The following is a 16,187-nucleotide window of genomic DNA, read 5'->3' as shown; positions in this document are numbered from 1 at the left end:
CCTATTCCGTCGTCGTCATCCCTCGAACCGCCCGCATGATCGCCTCCGGCGTCGCCGGCGCGTCGAGGGCGGGCATTACACCCGGTTTCAGGCTGGCGATCGCGTTGGCGATCGCGCAGAAGACCGAAATGCCGAGCATCAGCGGCGGCTCACCCACGGCCTTCGACTTAAAGATAGTGTCTTCGCGCGGCCCTTCCGACTGGAAAAGCTCGGTCTTGAAATGCGCCGGAATGTCGGATGCGGCCGGGATCTTGTAGGTCGACGGCGCATGGGTGCGCAGCCGGCCCTTGTCGTCCCAGACCAGCTCCTCCGTCGTCAGCCAGCCCATGCCCTGGACGAATCCGCCCTCGATCTGGCCGATGTCGAGCGCCGGGTTCAGCGACTTGCCGACGTCGTGCAGGATATCGACCCGGTCGACCTTCATCTCGCCGGTCATGGTGTCGATCGTGACCTCGGAGCAGGCCGCGCCATAGGCGAAGTAGAAGAAGGGACGGCCCTCGGCCTTGTCGCGGTTCCACGCGATCTTCGGCGTCTTGTAGAAGCCCGCGGCGGAGAGCTGCACGCGCTCGACATAGGCGGCGTTGGCGATCTCCGCGAGGCTCATCACGTGATTGCCGAAGATCACCTGGCCGCCCCGGAACGACACCTGGGTGCGGCGGACGTGCCACTTCTCCTCGATGAAGGCGAAGAGCCGGTCCTTGATGATGTTGCAGGCGTTGAGCGCCGCCATGGCGTTCAGATCGGTGCCGGACGACGCCGCTGTCGGCGAGGTGTTCGGCACCTTGTCGGTGCGCGTCGCGGTGATCGCCACCTTGCCGGGATCGACGCCGAATGCCTCGGCCACCACCTGCGCCACCTTCTGGAACAGGCCCTGCCCCATCTCGGTGCCGCCATGGTTCAGGTGGATCGAGCCGTCGCGGTAGAGATGCACGAGCGCGCCGGCCTGGTTCAGCATCATCAGCGTGAAGGAGATGCCGAACTTGACCGGCGTCAGCGCCAGGCCGCGCTTCAGGATGCGGCTCCTGGCGTTCCAGGCGGTAATCTCCTCGCGGCGGGCGCGGTAGTCGCTGGTCCGCTCCAGCTGGCCGACGAGATCGTGCAGCAGATTGTCGGTGACCTGCATGCCGTAGGGCGTGTGGTCGCGGCCACTCCGGTAGAAATTCTCCTTGCGGACGTCGAGCGGATCCTTCTTCAGCGTGTAGGCGACATGATCCATCATCCGCTCGGCGAACAGCATGCCCTGCGGGCCGCCGAAGCCGCGAAACGCCGTGTTGGAGACCGTGTTGGTGCGGTAGCGCCGGGTCAGGATGCGGCAGGTCGGATAGAAATAGGAATTGTCGGAATGGAACATCGTCCGGTCGACGACGCCCATCGACAGGTCCTCGGAATGGCCGCAGCGGGCATTGAGCGCGACGTCGACGCTGCGCAGGATGCCATCGGCTGTCGCGCCGACCCGGTAGGCGACCTCGAAATCATGCCGCTTGCCGGTCATGATCATGTCGTCGTCGCGGTCGAGGCGGAACTTGCAGGGCCGCCCGGTCTTCACCGCCGCGAGCGCCGCGAGCACCGCCCATTGCGACGCCTGGCTCTCCTTGCCGCCGAAGCCGCCGCCCATGCGGCGGATCTCGACCGTCACCGCGCTCGACGGCACATGCAGCGCATGGGCGACGAGGTGCTGCACCTCGCTCGGATGCTGGGTCGACGAGTAGACATGCATCTCGCCCGCCTCGCCCGGCACGGCCATGGCGATCTGGCCTTCGAGATAGAAATGCTCCTGCCCGCCGATCGTGAACTGGCCCTGGAGCTTCAGCGGCGCTGCCGCGAGCCCCATCTCGACGTCGCCGCGGCCGAACGAATATTCGGGCAGCACCGTCTCGGTCGCGTCGGCGACCGTGATCACCGGGGCTTCGGCCTCGGTGGTGAACTTGGCCAGCTTCGCCGCGCGGCGCGCCTGGTCGCGCGTCGTCGCGACGACGATGAACACGACCTGGCCGTAGAAACGGACGCGGTCCACGGCGAGCGCCGGGTCGTCGCCGATCAGCTTCGGGCTGACATCGTTGGCGCCGGGAATGTCGGCCGCCGTCAGGACGGCGACGACGCCGGGCGAAGAACGCACCGCGTCGAGATCGAGGCTCGTGATCGTCCCTGCGGCGATCGGCGCGTAGCCGGGCGCGATATGCAGCGTGCCCGCCGGCTCGCGAATGTCGTCGATATAGGCGGCGGTGCCCGTCACATGGCGCTCGGCGCTGTCATGCGGCAGCGGCTTGCGGACCACGGCCAGGTCGGCATCGGCGACGATGGGCGGCTTATTCAGCAGCATGGACGAAGCCCTCCCGCCGGCCGACCAGCCGCGTACGCTCGGTCGGCGTCCCCGCCGCCTCGAGCAACGCCTTGCCGAGCAGCGCATGCGCGGTTTCGGCGCGGTAGGCGGCGCTCGCCCGGTGATCGTCCATCGGCGCGAAGTCGTCGCGCAACGCGACGAACGCCTTCGACCACGCGGCGGCATCGCGGATGCCCGCCCCCTGCAGCGCCGCCTCGGCGCCCTTGGCGCGCTTCGGAATGCCCGCCATGCCGCCATAGGCGATGCGCGCCTCGCGGATCAGGCCCTGCTCGTCGAGCGTGAAGCGAAAGGCGCCCATGACCGAGGAAATGTCCTGGTCGAAGCGCTTCGTCACCTTGTAGCAGCGGAAGATCTGGTCCTCGCGCAACTTCGGAATGAGCAGCCCGGTGACGAACTCGCCGGCGGCGCGGTTCTGCTTGCCGTAGTCGATGTAGAAATCCTCGACCGCCATGACCCGGGCGCGATCGCCGCGCCGGAGCTCCATCGTCGCCCCGAGCACGATCAGCGCCGGCGGCGTGTCGCCGATCGGCGAGCCGTTGGCGACATTGCCGACGACCGTGCCGCGGGCGCGCACCTGCTTGGAGCCAATGCGGCGGAACAGCTCGCCAAGGTCGGGGTCGAGCGCCTGCGCATGGGGCTCGACGCTCGCATAGGTCGCCGCCGCGCCGATCAGGATCTCGCGGCCCGTATCCTCGATGCCGTCCAGGCCACGGACGCGGCCGAGATGGATGATCTTCGGGATGTCGCGCAGCTGCTTGGTGATCCAGAGGCCGACATCGGTGGCGCCGGCGACGAGCACGGCGTTCGGATGACGCTCGTAGAGCGCGGCGAGCCCGTCGATCGAGGCGGGCGCGGCGAAGAAATGGTCCTCGTCGCCGATGAAGATGTCGCGATGGTCGGCGATGAAATCGAGCACGCCGGCGGTGTCCTCGCCGGCCTTGCGGAAGCGGTCGTCACGCGGGCCGGCGCAGACCGCCATTCCGGCTTCGACGATGGGCCGGTAGCCGGTGCAGCGGCAGAGATTGCCGGCGATGGTGTCGTTGATCGTGTCGCGCCCGACCGCGCTCTCGGTGCCCTGATAGAGCGTGAACAGGCTCATGACGAAGCCCGGCGTGCAGAAGCCACATTGCGAGGCGTGTTTCTCGACCATGGCCTGCTGGATCGGATGCAGCGTCCCGCCCTCGGCCAGGTCCTCGACCGTGACGACCTCGCAGCCATCGACCATGCCGAGCAGCTGGATGCAGGCGTTGACGGGCTCATAGACCACACGCCCCCCGCGCGAGCGCCCGATCGCCACCGTGCAGGCGCCGCAGTCGCCCTCGCCGCAGCCTTCCTTGGTGCCGGTCGTGCCCTCGGTCAGGCGGAGATAGTCGAGCAGGGTCGTCATCGGCTCGACGGCGCCCGTCTCGACGATCTGGCCCCGGCGCACGAAGCGGATGGTCTCGCGCATCTCAGCTGCCCCGATAGGTGGAATAGCCGTAGGGCGAGATCAAAAGCGGCACGTGATAGTGCTCGCCCGGCGCGGCGATGCCGAAGCGGATCGGGATGGTGTCGAGGAAGAGCGTGTCCGGCAGGCTGGCGCCCGACCGGCGGAGATAGTCGCCGGCATGAAACACCAGCTCATATCGACCGGCCGTCAGCGCCTCGCCTTCGAGGAGAGGTCCGTCGACCCGGCCGTCGGCGTTGGTCGTGACCGTTTTCACCAACTCGGGCGAGCTCCCGAGACGGTAGAGCTCGATCTTCAGTCCGGCCGCCGGTCGGCCCGCGGCGGTGTCGAGAACATGCGTGGTGAGGCGGCCCATTTCCGTTCCATTCCAGTGCGTACCGGCGTCCGACCTTGGACGAACCATAGGGAACTGCCCAAGGCGTGATCAACGGATTCTTCGATCGATCCCTGCACCTTATCGCGGCAAGTCCGCGTCGCAACGCAAACCTGACGCCATCCCCTGCCATCATGCTAGGCCGGCAGCGGTGTCCATGATAGTGCATGTTGAAGCGCGGACTGCTGCCGAAAAGGCATCAATCGTCGCGACATCCGACAATGGGGAGGAACGCCCATGCAGATGAAGCCGGCCCTGTCCCCCGCCAGCCTGGCGCGGCTGTTCCAGACGCCGTCGCTGATCTATTTCGTCATGGTCGCGGAAACGCTCTCGATGCGCGAGACGGCGCGCCGGCTGAACATCGCGTCGTCGGCCGTCGCGCGGCAGATCGGCCATCTCGAGCAGACGCTGGGCATGCCGCTGTTCACGCGCGAGGCGCGCCGGCTGCGGCTGACGCCGGCCGGCGAAATCCTGCTCCGCCACGCCCGCCAGATGACCGGCCCGCTCGAGGCGGCCATCTCCGAGCTCAGCCTGCTCGCCGGGATGAAGACGGGAACGGTCAGGATCGCCACGGTGGAAAGCGTCGGCCTGACCATCCTGCCGGGCCTGGTCGCGGAATTCGGCGCCCGCCATCCGGGCCTGCATGTCGACATCCGCATGGCATCGGCTTCGGACGTGATCGACATGGTGATCGCGGCGGAGGTCGATATCGGCTTCGGCTTCATCGCCCGGCCGCGCCGCGAGATCGAGATCGCCATCCGCCGCGACCTGCCGGTCGGCGCCGTCATGCGCGCCGACCATCCGCTCGCCGGCGAGACGCGGCTCACCTTCGCCACCTGCTTCGGCCATCCCTTCGCCGTGCCCAGGCGCGGCCTGTCGATCCGCGAGGTGATTGATCCGTTCCTCGATCAGGGCGCGCGCGGCCAGCGCTCTTTCGTCGAGGTCAACTCGATCCGCCTGCTGTTCGAACTGGCGCGGACGGGCCGCTATCTCGCCTTCATGACGCCGCTCGGCATCGAGGAGGCGCTCGCCTCGGGCGAGGTCGTGTTCCGGCCGATCGCCGACAAGGGACTGGCGCTCAACCGCTTCGGCATGATCATCCGCGCGGGCGGCGACCTGCGCTATGCGCCGGCCGCCTTCTTCAACCTGGCGAGTCGCCATTTCGACGGCTCGGACGAGCTGCGCTAGCCCCAGGACCCCACCTCTCCCATCGGACAGCTTGGCACAACGCCGTCCTCGACATGCTGAGGAGCCCCGGAGGGGCGTCTCGAAGCACGCAGTGTGGTCCCTGCAATCGATGAACGGCCCCTCGACAGGGCGTCCTTCGAGACGGCTCGCTTCGCAAGCCTCCTCAGGATGTTGCAGACAGCACGCTGCATGACGGCTGTTTGAAGTTACGCGAAGGTCTCCTCAGGGAGAGGTAGGGCAAGCCCAGCCAAGCATCCTCGACCCGTTGGGCGTGGCCCCGCCTACGGGATCAGGACCACCGATCCCGACGTCTTCCGGCCTTCCAGCGCCCGGTGCGCCTCTGTCGCGTCGGCGAGGCGGAAGGTCTGCGGCTCGGCCACGATCACTTTGCCCGACGCCAGCACGTCGAAGAGGTCCTTGGCCGTCTCGGCCAGTTCGGACGGGTCGCTGATATAGCCCGCGAGCGACGGGCGCGTCGCGAACAGCGAGCCCTTCTGGTTCAGGATGCCGATGTTGAAGGGCGGCACCGGGCCGGAAGACTGGCCGAACGAGACCCAGAGCCCGCGCCGCTTGAGGCAGTCGAGCGAGGCCGGGAACGTGTCCTTGCCGACGGAATCATAGACGACGTCGAGCTTGGCGCCGCCGGTGATCTCCAGCACGCGGTCGACGAAGTTCTCGCTGCGATAATCGATGACATGGTCGCAGCCGAGCCGGCGCGCGATCGCGGCCTTCTCGGGCGAGCCGACCGTGCCGATCACCGTGGCGCCGAGCGCCTTGGCCCATTGGGTCGCGATCTGGCCGACGCCGCCGGCCGCCGCGTGGAACAGGATCGTGTGGCCGGGCCCGACCTTGAAGGTCTCGCGCAGCAGGTAGCGAGCGGTCATGCCCTTCAGCAGCACCGAGGCGGCGATCGTGTCGCTGATCCCCTCCGGGATCGGGATCATCCGCGCGGCCGGCGCCAGGCGGATATCGGCATAGGAACCCATGGCGTCGCCATAGCCGACCCGGTCGCCGACCCGAACGTTGCTGACGCCCTCGCCCACCGCCTCGACGATGCCGACGCCCTCGCTGCCCGGGATGAACGGGAACGAGCCCGGCGCGGGATAGAGGCCGGTCCGGAAATAGGTGTCGACGAAGTTGAGCCCGATGGCCGTCTGCCGCAGGCGCACCTGCCCGGCGGCCGGGGCCGCGACCTCGACCGTATCGAAGGAGAGCACCTCGGCTCCGCCATGCGCCTGGACCCGGACCGCGTGCGCGCTGACCGCCTCTGCCATTCCTGCCTCCCACCTTCCGCGCCCGCCGGCGCCTTGCTCCGACCGAACGGGACAGAACGGGCTTCGTTCCGTCCCGGTCACGATTCCAAAGATACTAGGCCGCCCCGCGCACCGCGTCCTTGGCCGGCACCACCGTGCTCGCCGGCTTGCGCGGACGCACCTCGCCGGACAGCACCAGGCTCATCACGGCGGCCAGCAGCAGCGTCGCCATGCCCATGCGATATCCTCCGAACTGGGCGACGAAGCCGACCATCGGCGGTCCGAGCAGGAAGCCCGAGAAGGAGAGCAGCGACAGCGCCGCGACGTTGACGGCGGGCGGGCCCTCGCGCGAGGCGGCCGCGGTGACGGCGAGCGGGAAGACGATCGAGACGCCGAAGCCAGTGGCGGCCGCGCCGACGATCACCATGAACGGATCGACCGCGAGCACCATGACCAGCAGGCCGGCGAGCGCCACCGTGCAGCAGACCCTCGCCATCTTCACCGCGCCATAGCGCATCGACAACCAATCACCGACCAGGCGGCCAAACGCCATGACGAGGCTGAACGCGGTCAGCGCATAGCCGGTCGTCGGCGGCTGGGCACCGAACACGTCGCGCAGGTAGATGGCGCTCCAGTCGATGATGCCGCCCTCGACCAGCAGCATTCCGAAGGCGAACAGGCAGAGCAGCACGATCTTGGGCGACGGCAGGACGAAATGCGGCGTCTTTTCCTTGGGCGCCTCGTCCGCGACCGTCTGGGTCGGCGGCAGGCGCGAGGCCAGGATTTCACCGATCACCAGCACGACGATCACGACGATGATCATGTGCACGCCGGTCGAAAGGCCGTAGGTGGCGGCGAGCGATCCGGTGACGCTGCCGCCCATCAGGCCGAAGCTCCAGAACGCATGACAGCGCGACATCACGGTGCGGCCGATGGCGCGACCGATGCGGTCGGCGGTCACGTTCAAGGCAACCTCGAGCGGCCCCATGCCGAGGCCGACGAGCACGAGCGCGAGGAAGAGCAGCGTCGGCGTGGTGGCGAAACCCGGCAGCAGCAACGGCGCGAGCAACAGCGGAAAGCCGATCTTGATTGCGCGGCGCGGCCCGAGCCACTCGACCACGGCGCCGGAAAACGCCATCGAGGTGACGAGGCCGAGCGGCACGCCGAGCAGGCAGAGCGCCAGCGTCGCCGGCTCCATCCCAAGCTTGTGCTGGACGTCCGGAATGCGGATCAGCCAGTTCGACATCGAGGTGGAATAAAAGAAGAACAACGCCATGATGAGGCGTGCGGACGCGAAGGAAAGGCCCATCTCGACTCGGACGGTTGGGGTGGTGGGCGCGGCCTCGGCCGCAAGAAAACGCCCCCCGTTCATCGGAGGGCGTTCGGATCATCCCATCATTAGTAGAGGCGGCTCCGGGGGCTTGCAACCGGTTCTAGAACCGATTCAAGCCGCCCGCTCGCGCCCCGGCGGCCGCCAGGGCGTCAATGCGCCTTGGCGTTGCGCTTCGCCGCCACGTTGAGCATCTCGACGAGCGCCGAGAACGCCATCGCGGCATAGAGATAGCTGCGCGGGATATGGAAGCCGACGCCGTCGGCGATCAGCGCCGCGCCGATCATCAGCAGGAAGGCCAGCGCCAGCATCTTGGTGGTCGGATGCTTCTCGATGAAGGCCGAGATCGGGCCCGAGGCGACATACATGACGATCATCGCGACGACGACGGCGGCGACCATGATCTCGATATGCTCGGCCATGCCGATCGCGGTGACGATCGAATCGACCGAGAACACGATGTCGATGACGATGATCTGCGCGACGATCGCCGAGAAGCCGGCCATCACCGCGCCCTTGGCGCCCTCGTCATGGCCCTCGACGCCCTTGTGGATCTCGTGCGTCGCCTTGAACACCAGGAACAGGCCGCCGGCGAGCAGGATGATGTCGCGCCAGGAGAAGGGATGCTCGAACAGGGTGAAGACCGGCGCCGTCAGGCCGATCAGGAACGACAGCACCATCAGGAGCAGGATGCGGAAGATCAGCGCCAGCGACAGGCCGATCTGGCGGGCGCGCTTCGCCTGCTCCGCCGGCAGGCGGGAGACGAGCACCGAGATGAACACGACGTTGTCGATGCCGAGCACGATCTCCATGGCGGAGAGCGTGAGGAAGCTGACCCAGGCGGCCGGCTCAAGAAATAGTTCGAAGTTCATGAGCCGCTATGCCTCGCCTCTGCGTTAATGTTTCAGCCGAAGCCGCGTGGCCTGCAGGGCCGCGCCGACAAACGTCAGATAGATCGTGGTCAGTCCCAGTCCTGCGAGAACGAGCTGATTCGGCCGAAGTTCCGCAATCACCGCGAGCAGCGAGAAGATCGCCCAGCCGAGCGTCATCAGCAAGGTCAGCGGCCGCAGGCGCTGGACGCGGACGGGATGCACGAACTCCACCGGCGCGAAGGTCAGGAGGGCGAGCGCGACGATGACGACGACCGACACGGCCGGCGGCGGCGCGAACACCATCAGAACGAAGACGACCATGTTCCAAACGGCCGGAAAGCCGCGGAAGCCGTATTCGCGCGTCTTCATCCGCGTGTCGGCGAAATAGAGCGCGCCGATGACGGCGACGAGAATGGCGGCCGGAGTCGCCAGCGCCTGCGGCATCAACCCCGCATGGGCGAGGATCATCGCCGGGATGAAGACATAGGTCGTATAGTCGATCACCATGTCGAGGATGGCGCCGTCGAACCACGGCACGCGCTCGCCGACGCGCACGTTGCGCGCCAGCGGACCGTCGACGCCGTCGACGAACAGGGCGGCGCCGAGCCAGACGAAGGTCTCGACCCAGGCGCTGCGCATGACGGCCAGCGCCGCCAGGAGCGCGAAGCCGGCGCCGCTCGCCGTAAGGAGATGAACGGCCCAGGTCTTCGTCTTCGGCATGAGGCTCCCCTGCTGCATCGGCCAGGCACGCGTCGTGCGGCCGCATCCAGCGCCCTTGGCTGGGTGAACTACAGTCGATACGTGCTCGCAGGCGGGCATGCAATAGGCTCTGCGGCGTCCTGTCCTGCGACATCTGACAGGATTGCCCGCCTGGCGGGGCGACCCCACCATGAACGGGTCGCAGGAGTAACCCATGCTAGGCTTCTCACCCCTATCCGCCACGATCGGCGGCGCCCTGATCGGCGCGGCCGCCGGTCTGCTGTGGATTGTGAATGGCCGCGTCGCCGGCGTGTCGTCGATCTTCGGCATGACGCTGTTCGGGCGGCTGCGCGCCGAACCGTGGCGGCTGCTGTTCCTGATCGGCCTGCCGGTCGGCGCGGCGGTCGGCTTCCTGCTCTCGCCCGGCTGGATCCAGGACGCGCCGCACAACCTTCCCGATCTCGAGCTGGGGCCGCTCGGCCTCGGCGCGGCGGGCCTGCTGGTCGGCGCGGGGACCGGGCTGGCGCGCGGCTGCACCTCGGGCCATGGCGTCTGCGGCCTGGCGCGGATCTCCGGCCGCTCGATCGTCGCGGTGCTGGCTTTCATGGCCGCGGCCATCCTGACCGTCTACATCATGAGGCACGGCCCGTGACGGATCGCCCCGCGCTTGCCAATTGCGCCGCTCTCGCCTCGGGCCTGCTGTTCGGCCTGGGTCTGGCGATCTCCGGCATGATCGATCCGGCGAAGGTCAAGGCGTTCCTCGATATCGGCGCCATTCCGAGCGGCGGCTGGGACCCGAGCCTCGCCTTCGTCTTCGCCGCCGCCGTCATGGTCAGCATGGCGGCGCTGCGCATCGCCCATCGCCACCGCCATCCCGTCGCCGCGCCCACCTTCGCCAATCCCGAGGCTGGCCCGATCGATTCGCAGCTCGTCATCGGCTCGCTGCTGTTCGGCGTCGGCTGGGGTCTCGCCGGCCTCTGCCCCGGCCCGGCGATCGCCAATATCGCTTTCGCGCTGCCCGAAATTCTGATCTTTCTCGTCGCCATGGCGGCAGGCTGGGGCGGCGTACGAATGGTGCGCCGCGCCGGCGCCCGCAATGACGACAAGACGCAGGCCCAATCATGACTGAAGAGATTCGCGACGTTGCCGTCGTAGGCGCCGGACCGGCGGGCCTCGTCGCCGCGCTGCTGGCGCGCCAGCACGGCGCCTCCGTCGTGCTGGTCGCGCCGAAGGCGCCGCCGCGCGACGAGCGCACGGTGGCGATGCTGGGCCAGTCGGTCGAGATCCTCGAACAGGCCGGCGTCTGGCCCGCCCTCGCCGACAAGTCGGCGCCGCTGCGCACCATGCGAATCGTCGACGGCACGCGCCGGCTGATCCGGGCGCCGCTGGTCGAGTTCCACGCCCACGAGATCGGCCGCGAGGCGTTCGGCTACAACATCCCGAACGTCCATCTCGTCGCCGCGCTCGACGCCGCCGTCGACGCGGCCGGCATCGAGCGGGTTTCCGGCTTCGCCGAATCCGTCGAACCGGCCGACGACGCCGTGACGGTCACGACCGCCGACGCCGGATCGGTCCGCGCCCGGCTGATCGGCGCCGCAGACGGACGCCGCTCGCGCGCCCGCGATGCCGCCGGCCTCGCCGTGCGCAGCTGGTCCTATCCGCAGGCGGCGCTGGTCGTGAACATCAGCCACAGCCTACCGCATGACGACGTCTCGACCGAGTTCCACACCGAGACCGGCCCCTTCACCATCGTGCCGATGCCGGGGCTCAACTCCGCCATCGTCTGCGTCGTCGGCCCGGCCGAGGCCGAGCGTCTCTCGAAGCTCGACGACGACGCCCTCGCGGCCGAGTTCGAGACGCGCAGCCGCTCGATCATCGGCAAGATCCGCCTGAACGGTCAGCGGCAGGTGTTCCCGCTCTCCGGCCAGACGGCCCGGCATTTCGCGGCGCGGCGCATCGCGCTGATCGGCGAGGCGGCGCATGTCTTCCCGCCGATCGGCGCGCAGGGCCTCAATCTCGGCCTGCGCGACGCCGCCGCTTTCGGAGCGGTCGTGCGCGACCACCGCGCCGATCCCGGCAGCGCCGCCGCGCTCGAAGCCTATGACCGCGCACGCGTCGGCGACATCCTCTCGCGCACCACCGCCGTCGACGCGCTCAACCGGACCCTGCTGACGGATTTCCTGCCGATCCAGGCGCTCCGCGGCATCGGCCTCTATGCCATCGATCGCGTGCCGATACTGAAGCGCGCCATCATGCACCAGGGGCTGGCGCCACGGCTTTGACAGAAAGCCGGCTCAAGGTTCCGCTGCGCAATGGGTTGACGCGGACGGGTCAGCATGGCTTTAGACCGTCCCGTAAAGAGGGGCACAGAAAATGGTTCAGCCGCGCATCGCCAAGTTCCAGATCGGGCAGATCGTCCGCCACCGGACGCATCCGTTCCGCGGCGTGATCTTCGACGTCGATCCGGTCTTCGACAACACCGACGAATGGTGGGACGCGATCCCGGCCGATGCCCGGCCGTCGAAGGACCAGCCCTTCTACCACCTGCTCGCCGAGAACGCGGAGACCGAATACGTCGCCTATGTCTCGGAGCAGAACCTGCTCGCCGACGACAGCGAGGAGCCGCTGCGTCATCCGAAGCTGCACGAGCACTTCAAGGAGCGGCGCGGCCAGCTCTATGTCGCGAAGGGCGGGCACCTGAACTGAGCCCGTCCGGGCCGCCGCCCGCGCGTCGGCTCAGGCGGACACCGTCGCCGCGCGCCGCCGGGCCCGTCGCGCGCTCTTCTCGTCGGCACGCAGCGTCAGCACCGACACGCCGGACGACGTGACCGCGACCGTGTGCTCGAACTGCGCGGAAAGCGATCCGTCCTTCGTCACCACGGTCCAGCCGTCGGCCTCGGTCCTCACGTTGCGCCGGCCCTGATTGAGCATCGGCTCTATGGTGAAGACCATGCCCTCGCGCAGGGCGAGGCCCGTTCCCGGCTTTCCATAGTGCAGGATCTGCGGATCCTCGTGCATCTTCCGGCCGATGCCGTGGCCGCAATATTCGTGCACGACCGAATAGCCGTTGCGCTTGGCGTGCCGCTCGATCGCCCAGCCGATATCGCCGAGCCGGGCGCCCGGCCGCACCGCGCGAATGCCCATCCACATTGCCTCGTAGGTCGTCTCCACCAGCCTCCTGGCGGCGAGATCGACCTCGCCCACCAGGTAGGTCTTGCTGGAATCGGCGATGTAGCCGTTCTTCTCGAGGGTGATGTCGAGGTTCACGATATCGCCGTCCCGAAGCACGACCTCCGGCGACGGCACGCCGTGGCAGACCACCTCGTTCACCGAGGAGTTCAGCACGAAGCCATAGCCATACTGGCCCTTGCTCGCGGGTCGGGACTGGAGATCGTGCACGATGAAACGCTCGACCCTGTCGTTGACCTCCAGCGTCGACAGGCCCGCGAGCGCGGTCCGGTCCAGCATCTCGAAGACGGATGCCAGCAACCGTCCGGATTCGGCCAGCAGAGCCAGCTCCTGCGGCGACTTGGTCATGCGTGGCCCGCCACCAGCGGCTGGGCCGAGACGCCGGCGGCGCTCAGTTCGCGTTCCATGATCTCGGTGAAGCTCATGGTCGGATTGGTCTCGCACAGCATGCCGACCTTGATCCAGAAAGCCGCCTGCGCGTTGATCGACCGGCACGAGACCTTGCTCGCCCGGCGCAGCTGCTCATGCAGGTCGTCGTCGATGTTCACGATGCCCATCGGGATTCCCTTCCTACGAAGAATATATGAAACGTATATACTTCGTATGAATGGCTGCCAAGGGCCCGATCGCGGCCTCCCGCCGGGCGCGGCCACTGGCCAAACAAAAAGGGCGCGTCCCTGCGGACGCGCCCTCCTTCATTCCGGATGTGGCCGGCCGATTACTCGGCGCCGCGCTCCTTGTTCTGCTGCTCGATGAGCTTCTTGCGGTTCTCTTCGGCGTTCTTCTGCAGCTGGTCCTGCAGCTGGTTGCGGCGCGCCTGGCCGGCGGCGCGGTCGAGGCCCTCACCGTCGATCACCTTGGTGAAGCCGGCGAGCGAGAACGGGAACACCATCGGCTTGCCCTGCGGGTTCAGCGAGATGGCGGTGACCTTGTTGCCCTTCTTCATCGAAGCGATGAAGGCGGCGTCGACCTCGGCCTGGGCGTAGCAGACGCTCGGCTCGCAGACGACGTACTTGAGCTCGGCCGGCTTGTTCTGGTCGACCTGAACGCGCAGGCCCGGCTGGATCAGCTGGCCGGTCAGGACGATGGCGGTGAGCGCCATCTTCGACTCGCCTTCGAGCTGGCGGATCTGCAGCGACGAGATGAACTGGTTGGTCTCGGCGCGGAGCTCCTGCGAGGTGATGCAGAGCTTCTTCTTGGACTGCGGGTCCTGGCCGCATTCCTTGACCCAGGGCGAAACCGGCGGGGCAGCATTGGCGGCCGCTGCGGGGGCCTTCGCGGCGGGAGCGGCCGGAGCAGCATCCTGGGCGTGCGCCAGCGGCGCGGACAGCGCCATGACAAGCGCGGCAGCAGCCAGATGCGGCACCCGAACCAGACCAGAATTCCAACGATGCGACATCGAGCGTGTCCTTGCGTTTATCTCAAACCCTGCGCTTCGGAGACCGACATTCGCCTGCGGGTTGGCAGACTTGCCGCGCGCCGAGGCTGGATGACCAGCAATTGAGGCGACACGGTGACGGAGAAGCTCGGGCGCATCAATAGCCGGACGAAGCTGCGATTTCTAGCTGGCACAAGATTGCCCCAGTGGCCGTGCTACGTTTTTTTTGAACGATTCGTCGCCCGAGCCCCCCTTCGGCAGGAGTACACATGCCAATCGGCCCCCTCCGGTCATCGGCCGCCCTCATGGCGCTGGCCGTCTTCGCCACCCTTCCCTTCGCCGTCCCCGCCGGCGCCGAACCCCGCCACGGCCTCGCGATGCACGGCGAGCCGGCCCTGCCGGCCGGTTTCACCCACCTGCCCTACGCCGACCCCGACGCGCCCAAGGGCGGCAGAATCACCTACGCCTTCGTTGGCAGCTATGACAGCCTGAACCCGTTCATCGTGAAGGGCGCCGAGACGACGGCGCGCGGCATCTGGGACGTGTCGCTCGGCAACAACGTGTTCGAGGCCCTTCTGGCGCGCAATCGCGACGAGGCCTTCACCCTCTACGGACTGCTGGCGGAAAGCGTCGACGTCCCGGACGACCGCAGCTCGATCACCTTCAATCTCAACCCCAAGGCGCGTTTCTCGGACGGAAAGCCGGTGACCCCCGAGGACGTGATGTTCACGGTCGAGATCCTGCGCGAGAAGGGCCGCCCGAACTACCGCTCCTGGTACTCCAAGGTGAAGTCCATGGAGAAGGTCGGCGACAACGGCGTGCGCATGGTGTTCGCCGACGGCGCCGACCGCGAGCTGCCGCTCTTGCTCGGCCTGATGCCGATCCTGCCGAAGCATGCCACCGACATCGAGAATTTCGACCGCTCGACGCTGAAGCCACTGATCGGCAGCGGCCCCTATCTGATGGGCGAGGTAAAGCCCGGCGAGCGCTTCACGCTGAAGCGCGATCCGAACTACTGGGGCAAGGACCTGCCGATCAAGCGCGGCTTCGACAATTTCGACGAGATCCGCATCGACTACTACCGCAACCGCAGCTCGATGTTCGAGGCGTTCAAGAAGGGCCTCTACGACGTCAACGCCGAATCGGATCCCGCGACCTGGCGCAGCGGCTACGACTTCCCGGCGGTGAAGGACGGACGCGTCGTCAAGGAGAGCGTCGTGACCGGCCTGCCGAAGGGCATGCTCGGCTTCGCCATGAACACGCGCCGGCCGACCTTCGAGGACGTCCGCGTCCGCAAGGCGCTCGCCTCGCTGCTCGATTTCGAGTGGCTCGACAAGAACCTGTTCTTCGGCGTCTACGACCGCAATGCCAGCTATTTCGAGGGCTCGGAGCTCTCCTCGATCGGCATCCCGGCCTCCGACAAGGAGAAGGCGCTGCTGGCGGAATTCCCGGACGCGGTCGAGCCGGCCGTGCTCGACGGCAGCTATCGCCCCGCCGTGAGCGACGGCTCGGGCGGCGACCGCAAGCTTCTGCGCGCCGCCCTCGGCCTGCTCAACGAGGCCGGCTACGAGCTCAAGGGCAACGCGCTGGTCAACACCAAGACGGGCCAGCCGCTCACCTTCGAGCTGCTGCTGAAGGACCGCGAGCAGGAACGTGTCGGCCTCGCCTTCGCCCGCACGCTGGCGCGCGTCGGCATCAAGGCGACCGTCCGTACGGTCGATTCGGCCCAATACGAGCGGCGCGTGCAGGAATTCGACTTCGACATGATCATGACGTCGTGGGTCGCCTCGCTCTCGCCCGGCAACGAGCAGAACTATCGCTGGTCGAGCGCCCAGGCCGAGGTGCCCGGCTCCTACAACTATGTCGGCGCCAGGAACCCGGCGATCGATGCGCTGCTGAAGGACATCCTCGCGGCCGAGTCGCGCGAGGACTTCATCGAGACGGTGCGCGCGCTCGACCGCGTGCTGATCTCGCAGCACTATGTCGTGCCGCTCTATTTCCTGCCCGAGCAATGGGTCGCCCGCTGGACGCGCGTCGACCATCCGGAAAAGCAGTCGGTCAGCGGCTACACCTACCCGACCTGGTACGCGACACCGGCGAAGTAGCGGAACGGCGGG

General features: G+C 67.7%; 16 protein-coding genes. 6 read left to right on the top strand and 10 right to left on the bottom strand.

What is annotated here, in order from left to right; translation table 11 throughout:
• Position 1 precedes the first annotated feature (1 nt).
• The 3 genes from xdhB to uraH are packed head-to-tail and all read right to left on the bottom strand — an operon-like array spanning position 2 to position 4,143.
• Entirely contained in the window at positions 2-2,320 is a 2,319-nt protein-coding gene (gene xdhB / locus G539_RS0101650) for a xanthine dehydrogenase molybdopterin binding subunit (RefSeq protein WP_029073658.1), read from the bottom strand.
• On the bottom strand, positions 2,307-3,791 hold the full coding sequence (xdhA, locus tag G539_RS0101645) for a xanthine dehydrogenase small subunit (RefSeq protein WP_029073657.1): 1,485 nt from the start codon (positions 3,789-3,791) through the stop codon (positions 2,307-2,309). The genes xdhB and xdhA overlap by 14 nt, the downstream gene beginning before the upstream one ends.
• A 1-nt stretch (position 3,792) precedes the next feature.
• On the bottom strand, positions 3,793-4,143 hold the full coding sequence (uraH, locus tag G539_RS0101640) for a hydroxyisourate hydrolase (protein ID WP_029073656.1): 351 nt from the start codon (positions 4,141-4,143) through the stop codon (positions 3,793-3,795).
• A gap of 255 nt (positions 4,144-4,398) precedes the next feature.
• Between uraH and G539_RS0101635 the strand changes: the two genes are divergently transcribed.
• The gene (locus G539_RS0101635; RefSeq protein WP_051231003.1) at positions 4,399-5,349 is read left to right on the top strand and encodes a LysR family transcriptional regulator; all 951 of its coding nucleotides are present in this window, start codon (positions 4,399-4,401) and stop codon (positions 5,347-5,349) included.
• A gap of 281 nt (positions 5,350-5,630) precedes the next feature.
• Here G539_RS0101635 and G539_RS0101630 read toward each other — a convergent pair whose 3' ends face one another.
• The 4 genes from G539_RS0101630 to G539_RS0101615 all read right to left on the bottom strand — a co-directional run bounded on the left by G539_RS0101630 (position 5,631) and on the right by G539_RS0101615 (position 9,524).
• On the bottom strand, positions 5,631-6,623 hold the full coding sequence (locus G539_RS0101630; RefSeq protein ID WP_029073654.1) for a quinone oxidoreductase family protein: 993 nt from the start codon (positions 6,621-6,623) through the stop codon (positions 5,631-5,633).
• 94 nt (positions 6,624-6,717) lie between these two features.
• Positions 6,718-7,911: an MFS transporter gene (locus G539_RS0101625; protein ID WP_035829820.1), complete on the bottom strand. Its 1,194-nt coding sequence runs from the start codon at positions 7,909-7,911 to the stop codon at positions 6,718-6,720.
• A 173-nt stretch (positions 7,912-8,084) separates the two neighbouring features.
• On the bottom strand, positions 8,085-8,804 hold the full coding sequence (locus G539_RS0101620) for a TerC family protein (protein ID WP_029073652.1): 720 nt from the start codon (positions 8,802-8,804) through the stop codon (positions 8,085-8,087).
• A gap of 24 nt (positions 8,805-8,828) precedes the next feature.
• Positions 8,829-9,524: a CDP-alcohol phosphatidyltransferase family protein gene (locus G539_RS0101615; protein WP_051231002.1), complete on the bottom strand. Its 696-nt coding sequence runs from the start codon at positions 9,522-9,524 to the stop codon at positions 8,829-8,831.
• A gap of 193 nt (positions 9,525-9,717) precedes the next feature.
• Here G539_RS0101615 and G539_RS0101610 point away from each other — a divergent pair, with 193 nt between their 5' ends.
• From G539_RS0101610 to hspQ, 4 genes are all read left to right on the top strand, one after another.
• A complete protein-coding gene (locus G539_RS0101610) occupies positions 9,718-10,155 on the top strand; it encodes a YeeE/YedE family protein (RefSeq protein ID WP_029073650.1) in 438 nt (145 codons plus the stop codon).
• Positions 10,152-10,628: a DUF6691 family protein gene (locus G539_RS0101605; protein WP_029073649.1), complete on the top strand. Its 477-nt coding sequence runs from the start codon at positions 10,152-10,154 to the stop codon at positions 10,626-10,628. Before G539_RS0101610 ends, G539_RS0101605 begins: the two co-directional genes overlap by 4 nt.
• Entirely contained in the window at positions 10,625-11,785 is a 1,161-nt protein-coding gene (locus G539_RS0101600) for a UbiH/UbiF family hydroxylase (protein ID WP_029073648.1), read from the top strand. Before G539_RS0101605 ends, G539_RS0101600 begins: the two co-directional genes overlap by 4 nt.
• A gap of 91 nt (positions 11,786-11,876) precedes the next feature.
• Positions 11,877-12,209 carry a heat shock protein HspQ gene (hspQ, locus tag G539_RS0101595; RefSeq protein WP_029073647.1) on the top strand — a complete coding sequence of 111 codons (333 nt, stop codon included), beginning with the start codon at positions 11,877-11,879 and terminating at the stop codon, positions 12,207-12,209.
• Positions 12,210-12,239: 30 nt separating this feature from the next.
• Here the strand turns inward: hspQ and map are convergent, their stop codons facing one another.
• The 3 genes from map to G539_RS23320 all read right to left on the bottom strand — a co-directional run bounded on the left by map (position 12,240) and on the right by G539_RS23320 (position 14,091).
• Complete coding sequence (gene map, locus G539_RS0101590) at positions 12,240-13,040, bottom strand: type I methionyl aminopeptidase (protein ID WP_029073646.1); 801 nt, start codon at positions 13,038-13,040, stop codon at positions 12,240-12,242.
• Complete coding sequence (locus tag G539_RS0101585) at positions 13,037-13,249, bottom strand: ParD-like family protein (RefSeq protein WP_029073645.1); 213 nt, start codon at positions 13,247-13,249, stop codon at positions 13,037-13,039. Before G539_RS0101585 ends, map begins: the two co-directional genes overlap by 4 nt.
• 161 nt (positions 13,250-13,410) lie before the next feature.
• Positions 13,411-14,091: an invasion associated locus B family protein gene (locus tag G539_RS23320; protein ID WP_084639691.1), complete on the bottom strand. Its 681-nt coding sequence runs from the start codon at positions 14,089-14,091 to the stop codon at positions 13,411-13,413.
• Between the two features lie 248 nt (positions 14,092-14,339).
• Here G539_RS23320 and G539_RS0101575 point away from each other — a divergent pair, with 248 nt between their 5' ends.
• A complete protein-coding gene (locus G539_RS0101575; RefSeq protein ID WP_029073644.1) occupies positions 14,340-16,175 on the top strand; it encodes an extracellular solute-binding protein in 1,836 nt (611 codons plus the stop codon).
• Positions 16,176-16,187: the final 12 nt, after the last annotated feature.

The organism is Kaistia adipata DSM 17808 (assembly GCF_000423225.1).
GTDB classification, from domain to species: Bacteria; Pseudomonadota; Alphaproteobacteria; order Rhizobiales; family Kaistiaceae; genus Kaistia; species Kaistia adipata.
This window is presented reverse-complemented; position numbering and strand designations above follow the sequence as displayed.